This window comes from Ruegeria sp. CDSA141, assembly GCF_059612005.1.
Genome location: NZ_JBXWPT010000001.1, coordinates 685,898 through 708,079 on the forward strand (window position 1 = coordinate 685,898; position 22,182 = coordinate 708,079).

Annotated in this window: 21 protein-coding genes and 1 tRNA gene; 7 read left to right on the forward strand and 15 right to left on the reverse strand. The window is 57.5% G+C overall.

The features are described 5' to 3' along the window. Nucleotides 1–88 precede the first annotated feature (88 nt). The gene (locus AC2FLP_RS03460) at nt 89–787 is read right to left on the reverse strand and encodes a corrinoid protein (RefSeq protein WP_117868841.1); all 699 of its coding nucleotides are present in this window, start codon (nt 785–787) and stop codon (nt 89–91) included. A 274-nt stretch (nt 788–1,061) separates the two neighbouring features. Between AC2FLP_RS03460 and AC2FLP_RS03465 the strand changes: the two genes are divergently transcribed. After that, on the forward strand, nt 1,062–2,129 hold the full coding sequence (locus AC2FLP_RS03465; protein WP_496680713.1) for a PA0069 family radical SAM protein: 1,068 nt from the start codon (nt 1,062–1,064) through the stop codon (nt 2,127–2,129). A 130-nt stretch (nt 2,130–2,259) separates the two neighbouring features. Here AC2FLP_RS03465 and gltA read toward each other — a convergent pair whose 3' ends face one another. Both gltA and gltX read right to left on the reverse strand, forming a co-directional pair. Continuing rightward, nucleotides 2,260–3,555, reverse strand: coding sequence for a citrate synthase (gene gltA / locus AC2FLP_RS03470; RefSeq protein ID WP_117872740.1), 1,296 nt, complete (start codon nt 3,553–3,555; stop codon nt 2,260–2,262). A gap of 121 nt (nt 3,556–3,676) precedes the next feature. After that, nucleotides 3,677–5,077, reverse strand: coding sequence for a glutamate--tRNA ligase (gene gltX / locus AC2FLP_RS03475; RefSeq protein ID WP_496680711.1), 1,401 nt, complete (start codon nt 5,075–5,077; stop codon nt 3,677–3,679). Between the two features lie 78 nt (nt 5,078–5,155). Between gltX and AC2FLP_RS03480 the strand changes: the two genes are divergently transcribed. After that, nucleotides 5,156–7,204, forward strand: a complete 2,049-nt coding sequence (locus AC2FLP_RS03480) for a ComEC/Rec2 family competence protein (protein ID WP_496680708.1) — start codon at nt 5,156–5,158, stop codon at nt 7,202–7,204. Here AC2FLP_RS03480 and lexA read toward each other — a convergent pair. From lexA to AC2FLP_RS03510, 6 genes are all read right to left on the reverse strand, one after another. Further along, nucleotides 7,198–7,896 (reverse strand): transcriptional repressor LexA, encoded by a 699-nt coding sequence (lexA, locus tag AC2FLP_RS03485; protein WP_299893653.1) that lies wholly within the window; start codon nt 7,894–7,896, stop codon nt 7,198–7,200. The genes AC2FLP_RS03480 and lexA overlap by 7 nt on opposite strands. A gap of 78 nt (nt 7,897–7,974) precedes the next feature. Continuing rightward, nucleotides 7,975–9,147: a molybdopterin molybdotransferase MoeA gene (locus tag AC2FLP_RS03490; protein WP_496680706.1), complete on the reverse strand. Its 1,173-nt coding sequence runs from the start codon at nt 9,145–9,147 to the stop codon at nt 7,975–7,977. After that, entirely contained in the window at nt 9,144–9,617 is a 474-nt protein-coding gene (gene moaC / locus AC2FLP_RS03495; RefSeq protein ID WP_299893649.1) for a cyclic pyranopterin monophosphate synthase MoaC, read from the reverse strand. The genes AC2FLP_RS03490 and moaC overlap by 4 nt, the downstream gene beginning before the upstream one ends. Next, complete coding sequence (trpC, locus tag AC2FLP_RS03500) at nt 9,617–10,429, reverse strand: indole-3-glycerol phosphate synthase TrpC (protein ID WP_117868847.1); 813 nt, start codon at nt 10,427–10,429, stop codon at nt 9,617–9,619. The genes moaC and trpC overlap by 1 nt, the downstream gene beginning before the upstream one ends. Further along, nucleotides 10,426–11,445 (reverse strand): anthranilate phosphoribosyltransferase, encoded by a 1,020-nt coding sequence (gene trpD / locus AC2FLP_RS03505; protein WP_299893645.1) that lies wholly within the window; start codon nt 11,443–11,445, stop codon nt 10,426–10,428. Before trpD ends, trpC begins: the two co-directional genes overlap by 4 nt. Further along, on the reverse strand, nt 11,442–12,023 hold the full coding sequence (locus AC2FLP_RS03510) for an anthranilate synthase component II (protein WP_117868849.1): 582 nt from the start codon (nt 12,021–12,023) through the stop codon (nt 11,442–11,444). The genes trpD and AC2FLP_RS03510 overlap by 4 nt, the downstream gene beginning before the upstream one ends. A gap of 174 nt (nt 12,024–12,197) precedes the next feature. On the opposite strand from AC2FLP_RS03510, the gene AC2FLP_RS03515 reads away from it, so the two are divergent. Next, entirely contained in the window at nt 12,198–13,655 is a 1,458-nt protein-coding gene (locus AC2FLP_RS03515; protein WP_299893641.1) for a polysaccharide deacteylase family 2 protein, read from the forward strand. Nucleotides 13,656–13,713: 58 nt separating this feature from the next. Here AC2FLP_RS03515 and trpE read toward each other — a convergent pair whose 3' ends face one another. From trpE to fabI, 5 genes are all read right to left on the reverse strand, one after another. Continuing rightward, on the reverse strand, nt 13,714–15,225 hold the full coding sequence (gene trpE, locus AC2FLP_RS03520) for an anthranilate synthase component I (RefSeq protein ID WP_117868850.1): 1,512 nt from the start codon (nt 15,223–15,225) through the stop codon (nt 13,714–13,716). An 11-nt stretch (nt 15,226–15,236) separates the two neighbouring features. Then, a complete protein-coding gene (locus tag AC2FLP_RS03525) occupies nt 15,237–17,078 on the reverse strand; it encodes a peptidylprolyl isomerase (RefSeq protein WP_496680701.1) in 1,842 nt (613 codons plus the stop codon). 80 nt (nt 17,079–17,158) lie between these two features. Continuing rightward, the gene (locus tag AC2FLP_RS03530) at nt 17,159–18,334 is read right to left on the reverse strand and encodes an aminotransferase (RefSeq protein ID WP_496680699.1); all 1,176 of its coding nucleotides are present in this window, start codon (nt 18,332–18,334) and stop codon (nt 17,159–17,161) included. Between the two features lie 21 nt (nt 18,335–18,355). Continuing rightward, nucleotides 18,356–18,865: a xanthine phosphoribosyltransferase gene (gene gpt / locus AC2FLP_RS03535; RefSeq protein WP_117868852.1), complete on the reverse strand. Its 510-nt coding sequence runs from the start codon at nt 18,863–18,865 to the stop codon at nt 18,356–18,358. A 4-nt stretch (nt 18,866–18,869) separates the two neighbouring features. Next, nucleotides 18,870–19,676, reverse strand: coding sequence for an enoyl-ACP reductase FabI (gene fabI, locus AC2FLP_RS03540; RefSeq protein WP_299893634.1), 807 nt, complete (start codon nt 19,674–19,676; stop codon nt 18,870–18,872). A 135-nt stretch (nt 19,677–19,811) separates the two neighbouring features. Between fabI and pdxH the strand changes: the two genes are divergently transcribed. From pdxH to AC2FLP_RS03560, 4 genes are all read left to right on the forward strand, one after another. Continuing rightward, nucleotides 19,812–20,417, forward strand: a complete 606-nt coding sequence (gene pdxH / locus AC2FLP_RS03545; protein ID WP_117872743.1) for a pyridoxamine 5'-phosphate oxidase — start codon at nt 19,812–19,814, stop codon at nt 20,415–20,417. A gap of 142 nt (nt 20,418–20,559) precedes the next feature. Next, complete coding sequence (locus AC2FLP_RS03550; protein ID WP_371415306.1) at nt 20,560–21,066, forward strand: cold-shock protein; 507 nt, start codon at nt 20,560–20,562, stop codon at nt 21,064–21,066. A gap of 5 nt (nt 21,067–21,071) precedes the next feature. Then, entirely contained in the window at nt 21,072–21,539 is a 468-nt protein-coding gene (locus AC2FLP_RS03555; RefSeq protein WP_496676095.1) for a DUF192 domain-containing protein, read from the forward strand. Nucleotides 21,540–21,582: 43 nt separating this feature from the next. Next, a tRNA-Pro gene (locus tag AC2FLP_RS03560) sits at nt 21,583–21,659 on the forward strand. Between the two features lie 11 nt (nt 21,660–21,670). Here AC2FLP_RS03560 and AC2FLP_RS03565 read toward each other — a convergent pair. Continuing rightward, nucleotides 21,671–22,105, reverse strand: a complete 435-nt coding sequence (locus AC2FLP_RS03565; RefSeq protein WP_496680695.1) for a hypothetical protein — start codon at nt 22,103–22,105, stop codon at nt 21,671–21,673. Nucleotides 22,106–22,182: the final 77 nt, after the last annotated feature.

A 22,182-nucleotide genomic window follows, 5' to 3' on the forward strand; every position in this document is an offset into this window, starting at 1 on the left:
ATTATCCTCATCGTCTGATGAAGAAACGCCCCTGAATCGAAAAGGCCGCCCTGGATCGGGCGGCCTTTCAATCAGGATCTTACGGGTCTTACCCAGCCAGTTGATTGTGCTTGCGGCCAACAAATTCCTTGGCGGTTTCCACTGCAACAGCAGCGTCGCGGCAATAGGCGTCTGCGCCGATGGCCTTGCCGAACTCTTCATTCAGCGGTGCGCCGCCGACCAAAACGATATAGTCGTCGCGAACGCCTTGCTCGACCAACGTGTCGATGACCACTTTCATGTAGGGCATGGTGGTGGTCAGCAGGGCGGACATACCCAGGATATCGGGTTGTTCATTTTCCAGCGCTTCCAGATAGTTTTCGACCGGGTTGTTGATTCCCAGATCGACAACTTCGAAGCCTGCGCCTTCCATCATCATCGACACAAGGTTTTTGCCGATGTCGTGGATGTCGCCCTTTACGGTGCCGATGACCATCTTGCCGACGCGCGGTGCGCCGGTTTCTGCCAACAACGGCTTGAGGATGAACATGCCGCCTTTCATGGCGTTCGCAGCCAGCAGAACCTCGGGCACGAACAGGATGCCGTCGCGGAAGTCATGGCCCACGATGGTCATGCCACCGACCAGAGCCTTGGTCAGAATGTCATAAGGCGTCCATCCCCGTTCCAGCAGGATATTGGTGGCTTCTTCGATCTCTTCCTTCAGGCCGTCATAGAGATCGTCGAACATCTGCTCGACCAGTTCGTCGTCATTCAGTTCGGACAGGACGATGTCTTCTTCGTCGGACATGGGGTATTCCCTGTGCTGGGCGGGCTATCGGCCCGTGGTGGCATTTTTTCCGTTTTGGCCAAAACGTCGCATCCTGACTGTGACGATTGCGACGTCGGTCGTTTCGGGACCGACCTATAAGACAAAAAATGGGGTGGCTCGATAGAAAAGTCTGCAAGATTATCCTGTATTCCCTTCATCTCGTTCTCTTTGGTTGGAGATTTGGGATTGCTTGCGCAAACTCTTTAGTGTGCCTATGTTCGAGTTGGGAACAAATAGCGAACAAGTGAATGTTATGAGTGCAACGCAACCAATCAAGGCAAGAGGCGCAGCGTCGAACGAATCTGGTCGGTTCGAACGCTTCGCCACCGAGGCAATTGATGACGGATGGGATAACGCCGAGGCACTGCCATTTCTTCGAACCGAGACGCGTGAAGAGTTTTCCCGCAGCGCGATTACCTACAACAAATCCCCCGATTTGCCCTTCGATCGTTCGATCAACCCGTATCGAGGGTGTGAACATGGCTGCGTTTACTGCTTTGCGCGGCCAAGCCACGCCTATCTGGGCCTGTCTGCCGGTTTGGATTTTGAAACGCGTCTGATCGCGCGGCCCAACATGAGCAGTGTTCTGCGCAAGGAATTGTCCGCCAAGTCGTACAAAGTGGCACCGCTTGCAATTGGTACAAATACAGACCCGTATCAGCCAATTGAGAAAAAGCATATGATTACAAAAGCATGTCTTGAGGTGCTGCGTGAATTTAACCATCCGGTTGCAATCGTCACCAAGGGAGCTCTGATTGAGCGCGATCTTGAGTTGCTCGCCGACATGGCCGGTCGGGGGCTGGTGCGCGTTGGTATTTCACTGACCACTCTGGACGCTGACCTTTCCCGCCGCATGGAGCCTCGGGCGCCGTCACCGCCTCGTCGTTTGCGTGTGATCAGGGCACTGACCGAAGCCGGTGTTCCGGTGCGTGTGATGACATCACCCATTGTGCCTGGACTGACGGATCATGAACTGGAAAACCTGTTGGAAGCCGGAAAAGAAGCCGGTGCAGATGCCGCCAGCTGGATCATGTTGCGCTTGCCGCGTGAGGTTTCGCAGCTTTGGCAGGACTGGCTGGCCGGCCATGAGCCCTCAAGAGCGGAAAAGATCATGTCCAAACTGCGGGAAATGCATGGTGGGCGGGATTACGATCCGCGTTGGGGTCACAGAATGCGGGGCGAGGGTGAGTACGCGGGAATCATCGCTCAAAGGTTTTCGAAGTCCTGCAAGCGTCTGGGGTTGTCCGTAAAGTCGGCCCCGTTGCGCTGCGACCTGTTTGCGGTGCCACCGCAGCCCGGAGATCAGATGAGCCTGTTCTGAGGTCATGCGCCCCAATTTATTGTGCTGCCTTACGATTGAATACCGTTTTTCGAACTTCCATTGCTCTAACCCCCAAAAAAAGGCCCCGGTTGAACCGGGGCCTTTGGAATAGACTGCTTACATGCGCCAATCAGCGATTTTCGATATCGACGTAATCGCGCAGTGTTTCGCCTAGATACAGTTGGCGCGGACGCCCGATCTTGTTCTGAGGATCTGCGATCATCTCTTTCCACTGGCTGACCCACCCAACGGTGCGCGACAGGGCAAAGATCGGCGTGAACATCGAGGTCGGGAAACCCATCGCTTCGAGGATGATGCCCGAGTAGAAATCGACATTCGGGAACAGCTTTTTCTCGGCGAAATACGGATCTTCCAGTGCTTCCTTCTCCAGCTCCTTGGCGACCTGAAGTTTCGGGTTGTTTTCAATGCCGAGAAGATCCAGAACCTCGTCTGCCGACTGCTTCATGACCTTGGCGCGTGGATCGAAGTTCTTGTAGACACGGTGGCCAAAGCCCATCAGGCGGAACGGATCATCTTTGTCTTTGGCCCGTGCGATATATTCGGGAATGCGATCAACAGTGCCGATCTCTTCCAGCATTTCCAGGCACGCTTGGTTGGCGCCACCGTGGGCAGGACCCCAAAGGCAGGCAACACCGGCGGCGATACAGGCAAACGGGTTCGCGCCCGACGACGAAGCCAGACGTACTGTAGATGTCGAAGCATTCTGCTCGTGATCCGCGTGCAGGGTCAAAATCCGGTCCATGGCGCGGCTGAGGATCGGGTTGACCTCATATTCCTCGGCAGGAACGCTGAAGCACATGCGCAGGAAGTTAGACGCATAGTCCAGATCATTGCGCGGATATACGAAGGGCTGACCTGTATGGTATTTGTATGCCCACGCAGCAATTGTCGGCATCTTGGCGATCAGACGATGCGATGCAATTTCACGCTGCCGCGGGTCGGCGACATCAGTTGAATCATGATAAAAGGCCGACATCGCGCCGACTACACCAACCATGATGGCCATCGGATGTGCGTCACGACGGAAACCACGATAGAAATACTGCATCTGTTCGTGCAGCATGGTGTGTCGGGTGATCGTGGTTTCGAACTTCTCCAGATCCTTCGCCGCCGGCAGCTCTCCGTACAACAGAAGATAGCAGACCTCGAGGAAGTGCGATTTCTCGGCCAGTTGGTCGATCGGATAACCGCGGTGCAGCAGCTCGCCTTTTTCGCCGTCGATATAGGTGATGGTGCTGTCGCAGCTTGCGGTCGAAGTGAAGCCGGGGTCGTAGGTAAAAACGCCAGCCTGGCTATATAGTTTTCGAATATCAATGACATCCGGACCAGCGGTCGGAGAATGAATAGGCAACTCATACTCTTTGCCGTGAACGGTCAGAGTGGCTGTTTTGTTGCTTTCAGTCATGGTTGTCCCTTCTTCATTCATGCGTACGCCAGAGAAACCTCCGGTGATACGGGCAACGACTGCGCGTGGACGCGCAGTCCGGGTGTTAGCGGAGCAGCGTTACCCGTTTATGAAACTTGGGTTATTTCGCTGCTTCAGAAAGCCGCGCCAGGGTTTCTTCCCGTCCCAGCACAAGCATCATGTCAAAAACCGAAGGCGTAACGGCACGACCCGCCAGAGCGGCCCTCAGCGGACCGGCCAGCTTGCCGAACTTGAGCTCCTTTGACTCGGCAAAGGAATTCAGGGCCTCCTCCAGTTCGTTCCGCGACCAGCTAGCATTTTGCAGCTGCGGCGTCAATTCCGTCAGTATACCATCGGATACAGATGCCAGTGCCTTTGCTGCCTTTTCATCCGGAACGATTGGTCGACTTGTCAATACAAAATGAGCCTTTTCAAGCAGTTCTGGGAAGGTTTTGGCCCGATCCTTGAGGCAATACATCGCACGTTCCAGATCACTGGATTGTGTTTCCGTAAGGGGCTTCAGATCTGCTGCGGTCAGATATGCTTCGATCTCCTGCCGCAGCGCAGCATCATCCGAGATTGCGATGTGCTGTCCACACAGGTTTTCAAGCTTTTTCAGATCGAACCGCGCGGGGCTCTTGCCGATCCCATCCAGATCGAACCATTCCTTTGCCTGTTCATCTGTGAAAAACTCGTCGTCACCATGGCTCCAGCCCAGCCGGGCCAGATAATTTCGCATTCCGGCGGCGGGATAACCCATGGCCTGATATTCCTGCGCCCCAAGTGCACCGTGGCGTTTGGACAGTTTCTTGCCATCAGGCCCGTGAATCAGCGGGATATGTGCCCAGACCGGAACGTCCCAGCCCATTGCTTCGTATATCATCATCTGCCGCGCGGCATTGTTGAGGTGATCGTCACCGCGGATCACGTGGGTAACACCCATATCGTGATCGTCCACAACCACTGCCAGCATGTAGACGGGTGTTCCGTCCGACCGCAGAAGGATCATGTCATCCAACTGATCATTGTGAATGCTCACGTCGCCCTGAACCTGGTCGCGGATCACGGTCGACCCGTCCTGAGGCGCCTTGATGCGAATAGCAAAAGGCGCGTCCGGATGTGTCGAAGGATCGGCGTCTCGCCACGGGCTGCGGAACAGGGTTGATTTCCCTTCAGCCCGTGCTTGTTCACGGAATGCAGCGATTTCATCCTGTGTCGAGAAACATTTGTATGCTTTGCCCTCGGCCAGCAACTGATGCGCGATTTCGGCGTGACGGGCAGCCCCTTCGAATTGGCTGATGACATCGCCATCGTGGTCCAGTCCAAGCCATTCCATGCCCTGAAGGATCGCGGCGGTCGCTTCAGGCGTTGAGCGTTCGCGGTCCGTGTCTTCGATCCGAAGCAGGAACTTGCCGCCACGCCCGCGCGCATAAAGCCAATTGAACAACGCGGTCCGCGCGCCGCCGATATGCAGGAAACCGGTGGGCGAGGGGGCAAAACGAGTGACGACCTGGTCGGACATTGTGGGAATTAACCTTTTGGTAACCGTATCTGGCATAGTTTGACGCCTGTCTAACGAGCCCGAAGGACGGGGGCAACCATGCGTGTTCTTGCACGGGTCGAGGCCGCGCTGCTGCACCAGACAGGGTACCTGTTCCCCTGGACGCCGGTTTTGCTGGCAACGGGGATTGGTCTGTATTTCGGCGTCAGCGTCGAGCCGGATTGGTCAGTTTATTCTGGCTTTGCCTGTCTTGGAATCGCTCTTGTCGCCTTGTGCCGCCGGCTGCCACCGGGGGTGGGAACGTTGGCAATCGGGGGGGCGCTGATCACTGCAGGTTTCATTCTTGCAGGCGTTCGCGCCCAAATGGTGGCAGAGCCGGTTCTGTCGTGGCGATATTATGGCCCTGTCGAGGGGAGGGTCGTCGCCATGGATCGGTCTGCCTCGGATGCGTTGCGGTTGACGCTTGATCAGGTACGTATAGGGGATGTACCTCAGGAGCGCAGGCCGCAGCGCATCCGTCTTTCCGTTAATGGTCCGGCGGGCACTATCGCTCCGGGGCAGCGTATTATGACCACGGGTCATCTTTCGCCGCCGCAAGGCCCGGTAGAGCCCGGAGGGTTCGACTTTCGCCGCCATGCCTGGTTTCAACGATTGGGCGCGGTCGGCTATACCCGCGTCCCGGTCATGACCATCGCAACAGCGACAGAGGGGATCGACGGCATTCGGGTCACTGCGATCCGCATGGCCATTTCGCAGCGGGTAAGGCAGATCCTGCCCGGAGAAATCGGTGGATTTGCCGCGGCCGTCACCACCGGAGATCGCAGTGGGATGGGGCAGGAGACGTTATCATCCTTGCGGGCTTCAAATCTGGCGCATCTGCTGGCCATTTCCGGGCTTCATATGGGGCTTTTGACCGGTTTCATGTTCGTGGCTTGCCGATTGGGTCTGTCGCTATGTCCTCCTGTGGCGTTGAGACTTCCAGTTCGGAAAGTGGCCGCTGTGCTCGCGCTTTGTGCCGCAACCCTTTATCTGTTGTTGTCCGGGGGCAACGTTGCGACCGAACGCGCCTTTGTCATGGTCAGTGTGATGCTGGGTGCCGTGTTGATCGACAGACGTGCGATTTCGCTGCGTGCGGTTGCTGTTGCCGCAGTAATCGTGCTGGTTCTTCGACCCGAGTCGCTGCTGAGCCCCGGATTTCAAATGTCGTTCGCCGCAACCACAGCGTTGGTTGCAGTCTTCGGAGCGTTGCGAGAGGCAGGTCCGTTGCCCGGTCCAAACTGGTTAAAACCAGTCGTTGGCGTGGTGATGTCATCTGCAATTGCTGGTCTTGCGACAGCCCCCATTGGTGCGGCGCATTTCAATACGATGTCCCATTACGGTCTGCTGGCAAACCTGCTTTCCGTACCTTTCATGGGCCTTTTTGTCGTGCCCTCTGCCGTCATTGCGTCGCTTCTGGCCCCGTTTGGACTGGAGGCAATTGCCCTGACTGTCATGGGGTGGGCGTTGCATTGGATCCTTACGGTTTCCGGCTGGGTGTCGCACCTGGAGGGCGCGCAGAGTTTTGTTGTCAGCCCGCCTTGGTACATCCTGCCCCTGGTCGCATTTGGCGCCTTATGGATGGCCTTATGGCAGGGAAAAGCGCGATGGGCCGGAGCAATGCCTGTTGTCTTGGCATTTCTGCTTTGGAACTCGGGGCACAGACCGGATGTCCTGATTGCGGAAAACGGCGGATTGGTGGGCGTGATGACCGAAAAGGGCAGGGCCCTCAGCAAAAGCAATGGAAGCGGGTTTGTCGCCGGTGTCTGGCTTGAAAATGACGGAGACGGCGTTGATCAGATCGAGGCGGCGCTCAGATGGCCGGACAGCAGCATCGTTCAACGATACCCGCTGAAGGACTATGAGATCATCCATATCACCGGAAAAAGGGCGGCGCAGGCGTTTGATGAATGTCGGGATAACCAGATCATCATCTCGGCTGTTGCGCTTACCCTGCAAGGTTCGTGCGGGGTATTTGATCCGGAACGGTTGTACAAAACCGGCAGCCTGTCGGTTTCGAACGGAAAGATGACCTCAAGCGCAGACATGACCGGCCATCGGCTTTGGTCCCCGAAACCTGCCGGGGACCGTCATTCCAAGCAGGTTCAATAGGTGCGGATCAGTCCGACCAACCGGCCTTGAACCTTGACCTTCTCGTCGGGCAGGACGCGCGTTTCATAGGCCGGGTTTGCAGCCTCCAGCGCGATTGCATTGCCGCGGCGGAAGTACCGCTTGAGGGTCGCTTCCTGATCCTCGACCAAGGCAACGACGATGTCACCGTTATCCGCGGTCGAGGTTTCCCGAATAACGACCACATCACCGTCATTGATGCCAGCGTCGATCATCGAGTCGCCGCGAACTTCCAATGCATAGTGCTGACCCTGTCCCGAAACCATGGGGCCAGGAACGGCCACGTGATGCGAAACATGGCTGATCGCTTCGATGGGAACACCGGCTGCGATCCGGCCCATGACTGGCAACTCCAGCGCGTCCACCGATACAGGTTCTACATTCGCAGGGCGAGGGCCCTTGGGCCTGTCGCCTTCGATAACGCGGGGCGTGAAGCCGGCCGTCGGCTCGCCGCCAAGGCTTTCGGGCAATTTCACAATCTCAATAGCGCGAGCGCGATGGGCAAGGCGGCGGATAAACCCGCGTTCCTCCAATGCGGTGATCAACCTGTGAATGCCGGATTTCGACCGCAGGTCGAGAGCAGCCTTCATTTCATCAAAACTGGGCGGAACACCGTCCGCCTGCACGCGTTTGTGGATGAATTCCAGCAAATCCAATTGCTTCTTGGTCAGCATCGCTCACACCTCGTCGTTCATGCGTTTTCTTTTGTTCTACGCATGTTCACGTTTTGTGTCAACAAATTTGAGAACATCCTAGATCGGCAGGTATTCAACCATTTCCCCGATGTCGCGCGCCGGATCGTGTGGGGCACGGACCAACAGCGCGTTGGACTGGGCCAGTACACTGAGAAGGGAACTGTCCTGATCTGCGCAAGCTTCGATTCCGGCATCAGTGACCACGGCGCGCATATAGTGTTCGCGCGGTCCGTTCTCCGGCAGGAGACCACTCAGCCGTGCTGTGCGGAAGGGGGGCAGCACCTGTTCAAGCCCCAGCATCCGGCGCACCATCGGAGCCAGAAACAGATAGCCGCAGACCATGGCGCTGACCGGATTACCCGGTAATCCGACCATGGCCGCTTCGCCGATACGACCGGCCATCAGGGGTTTTCCGGGGCGCATTCGGATCTTGTAGAAAGATTGCTTCATCCCCAACCCCTGCGCGACGTCCGACACGAGGTCATAATCGCCAACCGACGCCCCGCCGATCGTCACGACAAGGTCTGCACCCCGCGCAAGTTCGAAGGCGGTTTCAAGCGATGATACTGTGTCGCGTGCAATTGGAAGCACGCGAACCAGAGCACCCAATCCTTCGAGCATTGCCTGCAGGCCGAATGTGTTCGAGGCAATGATCTGATCCGGGCCGGGTTCTTCCCCGGGCATGACCAACTCGTCACCGGTCGAGATGAGAGCGATCACGGGCCTGCGTGAGACCGGGGCTCGATGGATATTCATCGCGGCCATCAAGGCAACATCTTCAGCGCGGATCAAACGCGGTGCGGATATGGATGTGCCAGCCTTGAAATCCACGCCAGCGGGTCGGATGTTCGTTTTGGTGCCGGGTGTTTCCGTGATTGTCAGAAGATCACCGCGGCGGCCTGTATCCTCTTGAATCACAACGAAATCCGCGCCATCGGGCACGGGGGCGCCAGTATAGATTCGAACTGCCTGTCCGGGGCCTACAGTGCCCTCAAAACGACGTCCGGCTGCTGACTCGCCCACAACTTTGAACATGGCGTGCGGTTCGACCTCGTCAGATTTGACTGCATAGCCATCCATCGAAGACGCGGCAAAAGGCGGTTGGTCCCGCGTTGCCGTGACGTCCCGCGACAAAACACGCCCTGCGGACTGGGCTAGTGGAACCTCTTCTGCCGTCAATGGCCCCACAAGATCGAACAGCAGGGCGCGCGCCTCTTCGACAGTAATCATTTTGCCTCGTAACGCCCTGATTTACCGCCATCTTTAAGCAGAACGCGAATGCCGCCTATTTCCATCGCCTTATCGACGGCCTTGGTCATGTCGTATACCGTCAAGGCGGCTGTCGATACGGCGGTCAGCGCTTCCATCTCAACCCCGGTCTGGCCCGAGGTCTTGACGGTGGCCTCGATCAGAACACCCGGCAGATCCGGGTCAAGTGTCAGCTCGACCGCCACTTTGGTCACCGGCAGAGGGTGACACAACGGAATAAGGTCCGGCGTTTTCTTGGCGCCCATAATGCCGGCCAAACGGGCAATGCCCAGAACATCGCCTTTCTTGGCGCGGCCTTCCGAAATGAGTTCAAAGGTTTCTGACGCCATCTTGATGTGACCTGCGGCGACGGCGACACGATCTGTCACGTCCTTGGCCGAGACATCGACCATATGCGCCTGACCTTGGGCATCGAAATGGGTCAGCGGCATCACATTACTCCGGGGATCAGCGGTTTAGACAGGATGTGACGCGTTGCCGCTTCGACATCGTCCTGGCGCATCAGACTTTCACCGATCAAAAAGCAGCGGGCCCCATACCGCGCTATGTCCCTCAGATCGTCTGGCGTGCTCAGTCCGCTTTCGCAAACGATGGTGCGATCGGCGGGCACCAGCTTGGACAGGCGACGCGTCGTGTCGAGCGTTGTCTCGAATGTCTTCAGATTGCGGTTGTTGATACCGATCAGAGGGCTTTTCAGTTGTGCGGCGCGTTCAAGCTCTGCTTCGTCGTGGACTTCGATCAGAACGTCCATCTCCCAATCGAATGCAGTGTTTTCCAGTTCAGCCGCCTGATCATCACTGACCGAGGCCATGATGATCAGAATACAGTCCGCACCCAGGGCGCGTGCTTCGACCACCTGATACGGGTCGTACATGAAATCCTTACGCAAAGCGGGCAGAGATGTCGCCTCGCGTGCTTGCGTCAGGTACTCTTTCCTGCCCTGAAAACTGGGGGTGTCAGTCAGGACGGACAAACACGCCGCGCCACCATCTTCATAAGCCTTTGCAAGAGCGGGTGGATCAAAGTCAGGTCTGATCAGACCCTTGGACGGGCTGGCTTTCTTGATCTCTGCGATCAGGCCATAGCCTTGGCGAGATGCGGATTGCAGAGCCTTCGCAAATCCACGTGTTTCCGAGGCGGCCCGTGCCTCATCTTCCAGTGTTTCCAAAGATTTCTGGGCTTTGTCCGCCCCGACTTCTTCCAGTTTGTAGGTTTTGATTCTGTCTAGAACGGTTTCGGTCATGCGGCTTCCTGTGTCTTGGCGGCCAAGGCCGTGATTTTGTTTTTGGCATTGCCACTGTCGATACTGTCAGCAGCCATGGCCACGCCTTCGCGCAGATCGTTTGCGGCCTCTGCGACGACCAGAGCGGCGGCCGAATTCAGCAGCACGGCATCACGATACGCTGACGGGGCACCGTCCAGCAAAGCCCGGAACGCAACGGCGTTTTCCTCGGGTGTGCCACCGATGATTTCTTCGAAAGGATGCACGGGAAGACCTGCGTCTTCTGGGTGCAGTTCGACCTCTTTCACGATCCCGTCTTCCAGGGCGGCGACCCAGCTGATGCCGGTGATCGTAAGCTCGTCCGTCCCGTCCGAGCCATGCACCAGCCAAGCCCGGTCCGACCCCAGCAGGCCAAGCGTTTCGGCCATCGGGCGGATCAGATCGCGGCTGAAGGCGCCGGTCAATTGTCGTTTGACGCCAGCAGGGTTGGTCAGGGGGCCAAGAATATTGAAAATCGTGCGCGTTCCCAGTTCCTGCCGGGTCGGCATTACGTGGGCGATGGCAGGATGGTGCATTGGCGCCATCATGAAGCCAATTCCGACGTCTTTCAGCGCGTTCTCAACGACTTGTGGGCCAACCATGACATTGATGCCCATCTGGCCTAATGCGTCCGCCGCGCCGGATTTAGAACTCAGGTTGCGATTGCCGTGTTTCGCGACCGTTACTCCAGCACCGGCCACGACAAAGGCTGTCGCGGTCGAGATATTTAGGGTGCCTTTGCCATCGCCACCGGTGCCTACGATATCCATCGCTCCCTCAGGTGCGTTCACGGCATTGCATTTCGCGCGCATCACGGCCGCGGCCGCAGCATATTCATCGACCGTCTCACCGCGCGTCCGCATGGCCATGAGCAAACCGCCGATCTGGCTGGGCGTGGCTTCGCCATCGAACAATATGGCAAAGGCCTTTTCGGCCTCATCACGAGTCAAAGGGCGATCGGCAGCGGCTCCGATCAGCGGTTTAAGCGCGTCGCTCATGCCGGGACTTTCAGTTCTTGCAGGAAGTTCTTGAGAAGGGCGTGGCCGTGCTCGGATGCGATGGATTCCGGATGGAACTGCACACCGTGGATCGGCAATTCCTTGTGTTGCAGTCCCATGATGGTGCCGTCTTCCAGCTCGGCCGTAATCTCCAGGCAATCGGGCAGGGTCTCGCGCTCGACCACCAGCGAATGATACCGGGTTGCTTCAAAGGGTGAGGGCAGTCCGGCAAACAGGCCTTTGCCGGTGTGCTTCACCGTGCCCATCTTGCCATGAACGATCTCGTGACATCGAACCACCTTGCCGCCAAACACCTGACCTATGGTCTGATGGCCCAGGCAAACCCCCAATAGTGGTGTTTTGGTTTCGGCAGCAGCTTGTGTCAGTGCAAGACAAATCCCCGCCTGATCCGGGTCGCAGGGACCGGGGCTCAGCAGGATGCCGGCAGGGTTCATGGCCATCGCTTCCTGCACATCCAGCGCATCATTGCGACGAATGACCATTTCGGCACCAAGTTCGCCTAAATAATGTACCAAATTGTAGGTAAACGAGTCGTAGTTGTCGATCAGCAGCAGCATATGGGCACTTATCTTCGCTTGGGCATTTCGGGCTGGCGATGCAGCCCCGGGCCACGGTATAATGTCCGCACATACATGCTCAGGCTTGAGCGGCAGCGTCAAGAGGACATACCGTTTCTGACGCGTTCAATTGGCCGAGCGCCACACCAGATGGCGCAGAGCTGGACGAGGCAGATGAAAGAGGCGAAAGGCAGGAAAATGGGCGGATTTTTCGGAGGAATGGTCGCTGGGGCGGTCGTTGTTTTGATCTTGGGTGCGGTCGTATCTCTCAAGACGCCGATGGTGAATACCCCGGTTGTCGCAACCAAAGCACCGGCGCCGACGATTTCTGAAACACCCGAGGCTCCGGCTGAAGTGGCTGAGGCTGGTTCCGATGCTGACCTCGTGGAACTGGCTCCGCGTGCGCCAGAAGCCGCCGATGACGCCGGCGAGGATCTGGCCGATCTGTCGGGTCTGGAAACATCAGTCGATTCTCAGCCAGTTGTTGGCGCGGCAACGGACGCGCTGAACCAACCGGAAGCAGCAGGTGCAAATGAAGTGTCTTTTGTGACCGAAGCACCTGCCGCCCTGCCAGAGCCAAGTCAGGTTCCGGCGATTCAGCCAGACGATGCGCTGCCTGCCGTAAGTGATGAAACACTGGCCCCGCCAGCAGAGCTCGAGAACACCGAGGTGGCCGTTCTTGCTCCCGAACCAGACCCTCTGCCACAGGCCGTGCCAGAACCGGAGCCAGAGACGACAGAGGCCGAAGAACAGAACCCCTTTGAAAACAGCCCGATTGCTGTGGAAGGGGATGAAGACACCCTGCCACGCGAACTGCCGCGTATTGCTGCGCTGCCCCAGATCGGGGGTGAGCAGGAAGCAAGTGCCAGTTCATTTATCGGAAAACGTGTCGCACCGTTGACGGAACGCGATGATGAGCCCGTCGTGGAACAGGCCTCGGTTGAACAGCCGAAATTGGCCAAACCGATCGAGCGTTTTGCGGCAAAGTTCGAAAACCCCGAAGCCAAGCCGTTGATGTCGATCATTCTGATTGATGACGAGGGCGCTTTCGGGTCCGAGGCGTTGCAGGACTTTCCGTATCCGATCAGCTTCGCCGTGAATCCATCGGATCCTGACGCGGCAGAAAAGATGGCACGTCACCGCGAGGCCGGGTTCGAGGTGCTGGCCCTGGCGGATTTACCCGAGGCGGCAAGCGCACAGGATGCCGAAGTGTCGCTGTCGGTGTGGCTGGATACCCTGCCGGAAACAGTAGGTATTCTGGAAGGCGTGAACAGCGGGATTCAGGGCAATCGCAAACTGGCCGATCAGGTCGCTGCGATTGCTGCGGGAACCGGCCGGGGGCTGATTACGCAGGACAATGGGCTCAACACTGTGCAGAAGCTGGCAGCCCGAAACGGAATTCCGTCCAGTGTCGTTTTCCGTGATATAGACGGCGCACGGCAGGACCCCAAAATCATGCGCAGGTTCCTGGATCAGGCCGCTTTCCGTGCCGGTCAGGAAGGGACAGTGGTCATGCTGGGGCGCGTGCGTCCCGAGACGATTTCAGCCCTGTTGCTGTGGGGGCTGGAAGATCGGGGCAACCGTGTGGCAATGGCTCCGATCTCGGCTGTCATGATGAAACAGGTGCAGTGAACCGCGCAGAAAGCAACGATAAGGGGCGGTGATCATCTGATCGGCCGCCCTTGTTTTTTTAGCCGTTTCCGTTCCCGGTGAACCGGGCGGCATCTGCCGCGGCGCGCCGTATGGCGTTGGATTTATGAACGGTTTCCATGAACTCGGCTTCGGGATCGCTGTCATAAACGACGCCACCGCCGGCTTGGATATAGAGTTTCTGGTCTTTCACGATGGCCGTGCGCAGGGCGATACACATGTCCATGTCGCCGCCCGCGCTGAAATAGCCGACGCCGCCGCCATAGACGCCGCGCTTTTCAGGCTCCAGCTCGTCGATGATCTCCATCGCGCGAACTTTGGGCGCGCCCGAGACCGTGCCTGCCGGCATCCCGGCAAAGAAAGCGTCCAGCGCGTCTTTGTCTTCGGCCAGTTCGCCCACCACGTTCGACACAATGTGCATCACGTGGCTGTAGCGTTCGATAATGAACTCTTCAGTCGGACGCACGGTTCCGATCTTTGAAACGCGACCGGTATCGTTACGACCCAGATCCAGCAGCATCAGATGCTCGGCCAGTTCTTTCTTGTCGGCCAGAAGATCAAGCTCGTTCGCCTTGTCTTCCTCTGGCGTCGCGCCGCGAGGGCGGGTGCCAGCGATGGGGCGAATGGTCACTTCATTGCCAAACACACGTACCAGAATCTCGGGGCTTGCGCCCACGACCTGAAAACCGCCGAAGTTGAAATAGAACATGAACGGCGACGGATTCGTGCGCCGCAAGGAACGGTAGAGTGCGAAGGGCGGCAGCGGAAAATCCTGCGTCCAGCGTTGAGCCGGAACAACCTGGAAAATGTCACCCGCGCGGATGTATTCCTTGGCCTTTTCAACCGCCTCCATATAGCCGGACTTGGTAAAGTTCGACACCGGTGCGGCGACTTCGCGCGCGTCACCCAGATCGCGGGTTTCTGCGGGCATCGCACGTTCCAGATCCCGGACCGCATCCATTACACGCTCAGCCGCCTGCGCATACGCAGCTTTGGCGGATTGACCGTCACTGGCCCAGGCGGGTGAAACCACTGTTACCTCACCCTTGACCCCATCCAGCACCGCGATGACAGACGGGCGCAGCATGATCGCATCGGGCAGACCCAGGGGATCGGGGTTCACATCCGGAAGGTATTCCACCAGCCGAACCATGTCATATCCCAGATACCCGAACAGCCCGGCAGCGGCCTGGGGTAAGTCATCGGGCAATTCCATTCGGCTTTCGGCCAGAAGCGCCCGCAGGTTGTCCATCGGGTTGCCATCTTGAGGCGAGAACGCCTCGGAATCGAAACGGGCCGAGCGGTTCAGCTCAGATGTTTCGCCGCGACAGCGCCAGACCAGATCAGGTTTCATACCAATGATCGAATAGCGGCCACGCACCTCACCGCCCGTCACCGATTCCAGCATGAACGCGTCTTTCTGCGCGCCCGTCAGCTTGAGCATCAGTGACACAGGTGTGTCCAGATCGGCGGCCAGACGTGTGTAAACCACCTGGTTTTCGCCCGCTTCATAGGCGCGCGCGAAGGTGTCGAATTCGGGTGTCAGGGCCATATTGGTCTCGTTTAAAAGCTCGCCTGCACGGCGTTCAGAGCCTGCTGATCCACGACGGGGCGCGCCCGGGTCTGGGCATCACGCACGTAGGCGTTGAAAATATTCTGTGCCAGAGCCTGATCCATCTGTGTGCTCAAGGCATCATGCAACTGGCGCAGTTCATCCGTATCTTCCGGAGGCAGGATTTCATCCAGACGTACAATCCAGGCCGCTCCGTTGCCGCCAATAACGCGCAACTCGCCGGGTTCCATGGCGAATACTTCGTTCATGAAATCGGCAGGAACGTCATCCAGAAACGCGGTACGGGTCAGGGCGTTTTCGACGCGGAAGGGCAGACCGGTCGTGGCAAAATCACCGTCAGTGGCCAGTTGGTTCAGTATGGCATCCGCCTTTTCCCGCAGGGCTTTGTTGGCCTCGGTCTGTTGCCAGGCCGCAGCGACACGGTCGCGTGCGCTCTCCAGTGGTTCTGGGCGGCGCGGCAGAACCTCGTCCAGGCGCAGGGCAAAAACTGACCCGTCTTCGAGGAATGCGATTTCAGGGAAATCCCCTTCCTGCACAGCTTCCGCGGCCGCTCGGAACCCGTCATATGCCGCAACGCCTTCAGCGCTGTCGCGGGTCCAGTCGATCTGACCCAGTTCCATTTCGGTTTCTTCAGCCAGTTCTTCCAGAGTGGCACCGCCGGCCAGCATGTCGTTGATATCTTCGGATTGCGCCTCGATAAGACGGCGGGCGCGTTCCGTCGCCAACTCTTCCCGAAGTGCCGGCTCGGCCTCTTCAAATGGAACATTGTTCGCGGCCAGTGATCCGTTGACACGGAACAGGGCCGGACCAAACACCGAAGGCAACGGGCCTACGACTGTGTCAAGCTCGGCCGCAAATACGGCGTCCGCAGCATCGCCCAGATCCTCACGTGTCACGTCGCCCAGATCGATGTCGTTGAGTTCAAGATCGCGATCCCGAACCAACTGTTCAAAGGTCGTGCCACCAACTTCAAGCTGCGCCAAAGCGTCATTGGCGGCCTGTTCGTTCGAGAAGTTCAGGCGTTCAACCAGTCGGCGTTCGGGCTGGTTGTATTCGTCGGACCGTTCTTCATAAAGTTTCCGCAGCGCGTCTTCGTCGATTTCCACCGTGTCAACCAACATTGCAGGCGACAGAATCGTATAGCTAAGTTTCTTGGTGCGGGGCAGCGTAAACTGGTCACCGTTGTCATCATAGAATGTCTGGATCTGCGCATCCGTTGGGTCGGTCACGGGTGTATCCAGCGCTTCGGTTCCAACGGTTGCGACCGTAAAGCTGCGCCGGGCACCGATGTAGTCGACCATCGTGCCCGTCAGCGTTGCCGGCATTTTCACGCCGCCCATGATTGCGCCCTGTACGATCGTTCGGGCGGATTCCTTGCGCAGATCGGATTCGAATTCGGAATCGGTCATGCCGACCTGTTCCAGCTGAAAGCGATAGGATTCACGGTCAAAAGTTCCGTTTACACCCTGAAACGCCGGAATCGAGATGATCTCTTGCTGAAGATTCTCATCGCCGATGGAAATCCCAAGCTGACCGACCTCGTTATCCAGCGCTGCCAAAGCGGTCAGGCGGGCAAGGGCGTTTCGGTCCAGACCGAGCTCGCGAGCTTGCGACATCTGCAAAGGTTGCCCGGATTGTGCTTCGACCGCTCGGATCTCGCGCTGCAATTCGCGCACATAATCTTCGACCGAGATGCTTTCGTCGCCGACTTGCGCAACTGTGCGGATCGTCCCGCTGAGGTTGACCGCGCCGAATCCCGCAAGGCCCAGCATCAGCAGGCCCATCAGAATCCAGACAAAGGTTTTCGAAAGACTTTTAGCGCCTGCGGCCATGATGCCCTCTTGTTTTTTCGGCAGAGTTCTGCCCTGTCGGTTGCGGCCCTGAATACGACGCACACCGCCGAGGGGCAAGCTTAGAAGGACAGGTCCTGCAACCGGTCGAACAATTGACCCAGCCCGGCCCGATCCAGATTGGCAAAAGCAATGCGAACCTGTCGTTTTCCGGCCGGGTCATGATCCGGCATGAACATGGTGCCGGGTAACAGCAGCACACCTGCTTCGCTGACCAGACGACGGGCAAACTCATCCGACGGCATGTCAAACGGATGTTCGAGATAGGCGAAATAGGCTCCAAGTCCCAAAAGTCGCCACCCCCGGACTTCAAGCGCCGGAATCCCTTCTGCAATGGCTGCGCGGCGGTCCAGAATTTCATCGCGCTCGCCGGCCAGCCATTGCGACAGGTTTTGCATCCCCCATAACGCTGCGAACTGGCCGATCTGGCCCGGGCAAATGGCGACCGTGTCCAGAAATTTCTCCACCTCGGCCAACAGCGCCGGGCTTGTCGCGATGGCGCCAACCCGGTGGCCCGTCAGACGATAAGCCTTGGAAAAAGAGTACAGGTGGACAAGGGTTTCGTCCCAGTCTGGTTGCTGAAACAGATCATGAGGGGGGCCACTGCGACTGTCGAAATCGCGATAGGTTTCATCGACGATCAGGCGAATCCCGGTTTCACGGGCCAGCTTATAGAAGGTCCTGACAAGTTCGGCAGGGTATTCGACACCGCCCGGATTGTTGGGCGTGACCAGTGCAATGGCGCGGGTCTTGTCCGTAATCAAATCGCGCGCACGCTCTGGATCGGGTAGAAGGTCATCGCCGGTCGGCAGGTCCACGGCCTGTACTCCGGCCATGTCCAACCACATTTTATGGTTGAAATACCATGGGGTTGGCAGAATGACCTCATCCGCTTCGCCGGTGATCGCCGATATCACGGCCGAAAACGCCTGATTGCAGCCTGATGTGATGGCGATCCGAGGTGCATCTACCTGTGCGGCATAGTGAGAACTGATCTGCGCCGCCAGTTCAGCGCGCAGATCGTCATTGCCCAAAACTGGGCCATAAAGATGTGCGCTGTCTTCGCGAACGGCAAACTCGGCCATGGCCTGCCGCAAGGCCAGCGGCGGCGGATCGACCGGGGCCGCCTGGCTTACGTTGATCAACGGGCGGTCGGATGAGAACGCAACGCCCTCGACCCATCGGCGTGCCTCCATCACCGGAGGTGCGAATGTTGCGGCGGTACGGCTGAGCGTCATGTGCGGTCTACTGTTCTGGAATCAATCGGTGCCGCGATACGGCTCGACATATTGAAGGGCCATATCCCATGGGAAAAAGATCCATGTGTCCTGGCTGACCTCGGTGATGAAGGTATCCACCATCGGGCGGCCCTTGGGTTTGGCGTAAACCGTTGCGAAATGTGCCTTCGGATACATATCCCGCACCAGTTCCAGCGTCTTTCCACTGTCTACAAGGTCGTCGATGATCAGAATACCGGTCCCGTCGCCCATCAGATCGACGTCCGGAGCTTTCAACACCTCTGCCTCACCCTGTTCCTGATGGTGGTATGAACGTACGCTGATCGTATCGACTGTGCGGATGTCCAGTTCGCGGCTGACGATCATTGCAGGCGCCATGCCCCCGCGCGTGATCGCGACAACACCCCGCCAGTTGCCATCATCGGGCCCTTGCCCGTCAAGACGCCAAGCCAGTGCACGCGAATCGCGATGAATTTGGTCCCAGCTGATGTGAAAGCCTTTTTCGTGGGGCAGGCGGTCTTTGGCGCTCATGTTTTTAACCTTTTTCAACGTCCGGTGCGTCAACGGCCTTCATGCCGACAATATGATACCCGGAATCCACGTGCAGGTTTTCACCGGTTACGCCGCTGGACAGATCCGACAACAGATACAGGGCCGAGTTTCCGACATCGTCAATGGTCACGTTCCGACGTAGGGGAGAGTTATATTCATTCCACTTCATGATATAGCGGAAGTCACCGATACCACTGGCGGCCAGAGTTTTGATCGGGCCGGCTGAAATAGAGTTCACCCGGATGCCATCCTTGCCCAGATCTTCAGCCAGGTATTTGACCGACGCCTCAAGCGCGGCCTTGGCAACCCCCATCACATTGTAATGCGGCATGACCTGTTCGGCCCCGTAGTACGTAAGCGTCAAGGCACTACCGCCTTCGGACATCATCTTTTCTGCGCGCTGCATCACTGCTGTGAAAGAATAGACCGACACATCCATCGTCAGTTTGAAATTGGCGCGGCTGGTGTCGACATACCGGCCGCGCAGTTCGTTCTTGTCAGAAAAGCCGATGGCGTGAACGACGAAGTCCAGTTTGCCCCATTTCTCTTCCAGTGCCGTAAAAAGCGCATCAATAGATGCCTCGTCACTGACGTCGCAGGGCAGAACGATTTCGCTCGCCAATTGCGCCGCCAGTGGGTCGACGCGCTTTTTCAAAGCGTCGCCTTGATAGGAAAAGGCCAGCTCGGCCCCGGCATTCGACAAGGCGCGGGCGATTCCCCATGCTATTGATTTGTCATTGGCCAGTCCCATGATGAGGCCGCGCTTGCCGGCCATCAACTGATTTGACATGTTCGGTTCTCCGCCTGTCTTCGCGTTATGTTGAGTTGGTTTATGCCATTGGTTGCGTTGCATCAAGGCCGTGCGCTCTTGCCCGCAGCGGGTTCTCGCCTTAGGTTCGTCGTTAATACTTTCCAGGGGATGGAAATGACCGAGCGTGATGGCATCTTTGCTGGCTCCGATCCGTTTGAAATAGCGGCCCGGTGGTTGGCTGAGGCTGAAGAAACCGAACTGAACGATCCGAATGCGATTGCGCTTGCAACCGTTGACCCGGATGGCTTGCCCAATGCACGCATGGTGTTGTTGAAGGAAATCGAAGCGGATTCGTTTGTTTTCTTTACCAACTACGAAAGTGCCAAAGCCAGAGAACTGGACACCGCCGGAAAAGCTGCGTTTGTGATGCATTGGAAATCTTTGCGGCGTCAACTTCGTGTTCGTGGTACAATAAGTCGTGAAAACGGGCCCCAGGCAGATGAGTATTATGCATCAAGGTCATTGAAAAGCCGGCTGGGCGCGTGGGCTTCAAAGCAGTCGCAACCGCTTTCGAGCCGGACAGCTTTGATGGCAGAGGTCGCAAAAGTGACCGCGAAACTTGGGCCGAATCCACCGCGTCCGCCATTTTGGGGCGGGTACAGATTGACGCCTACAGAGATTGAGTTCTGGGCCGATGGAGCATTCCGCTTGCATGATCGGTTCAGATGGCAACGAATTGAGCCGGGATCGGCGTGGCATGTTGAAAGGTTGAATCCATGACGTTCACGTGTCGTGAAATGCAACAAGCAGAAAATAAAGGATTTTTTCAGCTTGAATTTGCCTGCCATTCCCATAAACAACAAACCCTTAACGAACTGTTGATATTCGCGATGGGAAAACCGTGCCAGAAGACCTGAACAACATGTACCGCGTCCGTGGACACGTAAAATGGTTCGACCCTGCCAAGGGTTATGGCTTTGTTGTGTCCGAAGAGGGCGGCCCTGATATCCTGTTGCACGTGAATGTTCTGCGCAATTTCGGCCAGAGCTCGGTTGCGGACGGTGCCAGCATTGAAATCATGACTCACCGCACGGACCGGGGGGTTCAGGCGGTAGAGGTTGTCGCCATTGATCCGCCGGCGCGGACCGACTCGATGATGCTTGCCGACTTCGCCGAGCTGGATCCGGAGGTTATTGCAGAAGCGCCCCTGGAAGCCGCGCGGGTAAAGTGGTTCGACAAAGGCAAAGGTTTCGGATTTGCGAATGTCTTTGGGCGTAACGAAGACGTATTCCTTCACATTGAGGTGTTGCGCCGCTCGGGGCTCGCTGATCTTCAGCCCGGCGAAGCGCTGGCCATGAGAGTGATCGACGGCAAGCGTGGCCGGATGGCCGCGCAGGTTCTGGCCTGGGAAGCAGCATTGGATAGCTGAACCGCATGAAACGGATTCTGGCAGTCTTGACCATATTCTTAACGTTGTGGGCAGGAAGTGCTGTTGCTGCATGCAGGTCGGACCGGGTGACGCTCAGAAATGACAGTGCGACGGTGCAGTTTAACGTCGAAGTCGCTGTCACGCCGCAGGAGAGAGCCCGCGGATTGATGTTTCGCGAATCGTTGCCGACTCGATCCGGCATGTTGTTCGTGTTTGATCCGCCGCAGCCTGTTGCCTTCTGGATGAAGAACACCCTGATCCCGCTTGATATGATTTTTGTGGATCGCACCGGTTTGGTGACGCGTGTGCATGAAGGGGCGATTCCGGGTGATCTTACGCCGATTGAAGGGGGCGATTCCGTTTTTGCGGTGTTGGAAATTAATGGCGGATTGTCTGCGCGCTACTCCATCGCGCCCGGGACAGAGATGAAGCACGAAATTTTTTCGCAAGGACCCGCAATTTGGCCCTGTTAGGGCTTTTCAAATCAGATCGGCATCGTTAGGAAGGCGCACGGTCCGGGGCGTGGCGCAGTCTGGTAGCGCACCTGTTTTGGGTACAGGGGGTCGTAGGTTCGAATCCTGCCGCCCCGACCATTTCCATCAAGCTAATTCGGCGAGCCTCCCATTGACTGGTAGAGCTCGCTGATGGCCTGGTCCAAAACCTTGCTTTCAACTGGAACTTCAACTGCGGTGCCGGATTTTTGCGGCACGTGGAAGAAAACGCGTGCGTCTACGCGATATCCGGCGTTTGTTTTCGTTGATGTAAGGCGCATGACACTTTGAGGAAGATCCTGCGGATGGCCGTCATAGTTCAGATTCAGATAAGCCGTCGCCTTGGGAGGCAGGAATTCACTGCATTCAAAAACTTGATTCCTGATTTTCTTGAAAGACTCGCCGGGGCCCGAACAACTGGTTTCAAACGTGTCGAACAGTCGCTGAGGGAAGGTGTCAAACTGTGCGCTGCGTGACGCGATGGGCACATCTTGTGGTGCGCACGCCACGATGCAGGCTACCGCCGGGATAAAACGAAGCAACTCCATTCGTTTGAGTCTCCTCCCTCTTGGGGGCACCGTTTTGTGCAGGGCGCGGGTCCGTCTGCCCGAACGGTGTTGATTCT

Excerpts from the sequence above, each read along its gene's own strand:
- pdxH (WP_117872743.1), top strand. The coding sequence starts at position 19,812 with ATGACCGAGCGTGATGGCATCTTTGCTGGCTCCGATCCGTTTGAAATA.
- AC2FLP_RS03465 (WP_496680713.1), top strand. The coding sequence starts at position 1,062 with ATGAGTGCAACGCAACCAATCAAGGCAAGAGGCGCAGCGTCGAACGAA.
- AC2FLP_RS03515 (WP_299893641.1), top strand. The coding sequence starts at position 12,198 with ATGAAAGAGGCGAAAGGCAGGAAAATGGGCGGATTTTTCGGAGGAATG.
- AC2FLP_RS03480 (WP_496680708.1), top strand. The coding sequence starts at position 5,156 with ATGCGTGTTCTTGCACGGGTCGAGGCCGCGCTGCTGCACCAGACAGGG.
- lexA (WP_299893653.1), bottom strand. The coding sequence starts at position 7,896 with ATGCTGACCAAGAAGCAATTGGATTTGCTGGAATTCATCCACAAACGC.
- AC2FLP_RS03460 (WP_117868841.1), bottom strand. The coding sequence starts at position 787 with ATGTCCGACGAAGAAGACATCGTCCTGTCCGAACTGAATGACGACGAA.
- AC2FLP_RS03530 (WP_496680699.1), bottom strand. The coding sequence starts at position 18,334 with ATGACGCTCAGCCGTACCGCCGCAACATTCGCACCTCCGGTGATGGAG.
- AC2FLP_RS03565 (WP_496680695.1), bottom strand. The coding sequence starts at position 22,105 with ATGGAGTTGCTTCGTTTTATCCCGGCGGTAGCCTGCATCGTGGCGTGC.
- AC2FLP_RS03510 (WP_117868849.1), bottom strand. The coding sequence starts at position 12,023 with ATGCTGCTGCTGATCGACAACTACGACTCGTTTACCTACAATTTGGTA.
- gpt (WP_117868852.1), bottom strand. The coding sequence starts at position 18,865 with ATGAGCGCCAAAGACCGCCTGCCCCACGAAAAAGGCTTTCACATCAGC.
- trpE (WP_117868850.1), bottom strand. The coding sequence starts at position 15,225 with ATGGCCCTGACACCCGAATTCGACACCTTCGCGCGCGCCTATGAAGCG.
- trpC (WP_117868847.1), bottom strand. The coding sequence starts at position 10,429 with ATGACCGAAACCGTTCTAGACAGAATCAAAACCTACAAACTGGAAGAA.
- gltA (WP_117872740.1), bottom strand. The coding sequence starts at position 3,555 with ATGACTGAAAGCAACAAAACAGCCACTCTGACCGTTCACGGCAAAGAG.
- trpD (WP_299893645.1), bottom strand. The coding sequence starts at position 11,445 with ATGAGCGACGCGCTTAAACCGCTGATCGGAGCCGCTGCCGATCGCCCT.
- fabI (WP_299893634.1), bottom strand. The coding sequence starts at position 19,676 with ATGTCAAATCAGTTGATGGCCGGCAAGCGCGGCCTCATCATGGGACTG.
- AC2FLP_RS03525 (WP_496680701.1), bottom strand. The coding sequence starts at position 17,078 with ATGGCCGCAGGCGCTAAAAGTCTTTCGAAAACCTTTGTCTGGATTCTG.
- AC2FLP_RS03550 (WP_371415306.1), top strand. The coding sequence starts at position 20,560 with ATGTACCGCGTCCGTGGACACGTAAAATGGTTCGACCCTGCCAAGGGT.
- gltX (WP_496680711.1), bottom strand. The coding sequence starts at position 5,077 with ATGTCCGACCAGGTCGTCACTCGTTTTGCCCCCTCGCCCACCGGTTTC.
- AC2FLP_RS03555 (WP_496676095.1), top strand. The coding sequence starts at position 21,072 with ATGAAACGGATTCTGGCAGTCTTGACCATATTCTTAACGTTGTGGGCA.
- moaC (WP_299893649.1), bottom strand. The coding sequence starts at position 9,617 with ATGCCGCTGACCCATTTCGATGCCCAAGGTCAGGCGCATATGGTCGAT.
- AC2FLP_RS03490 (WP_496680706.1), bottom strand. The coding sequence starts at position 9,147 with ATGATTACTGTCGAAGAGGCGCGCGCCCTGCTGTTCGATCTTGTGGGG.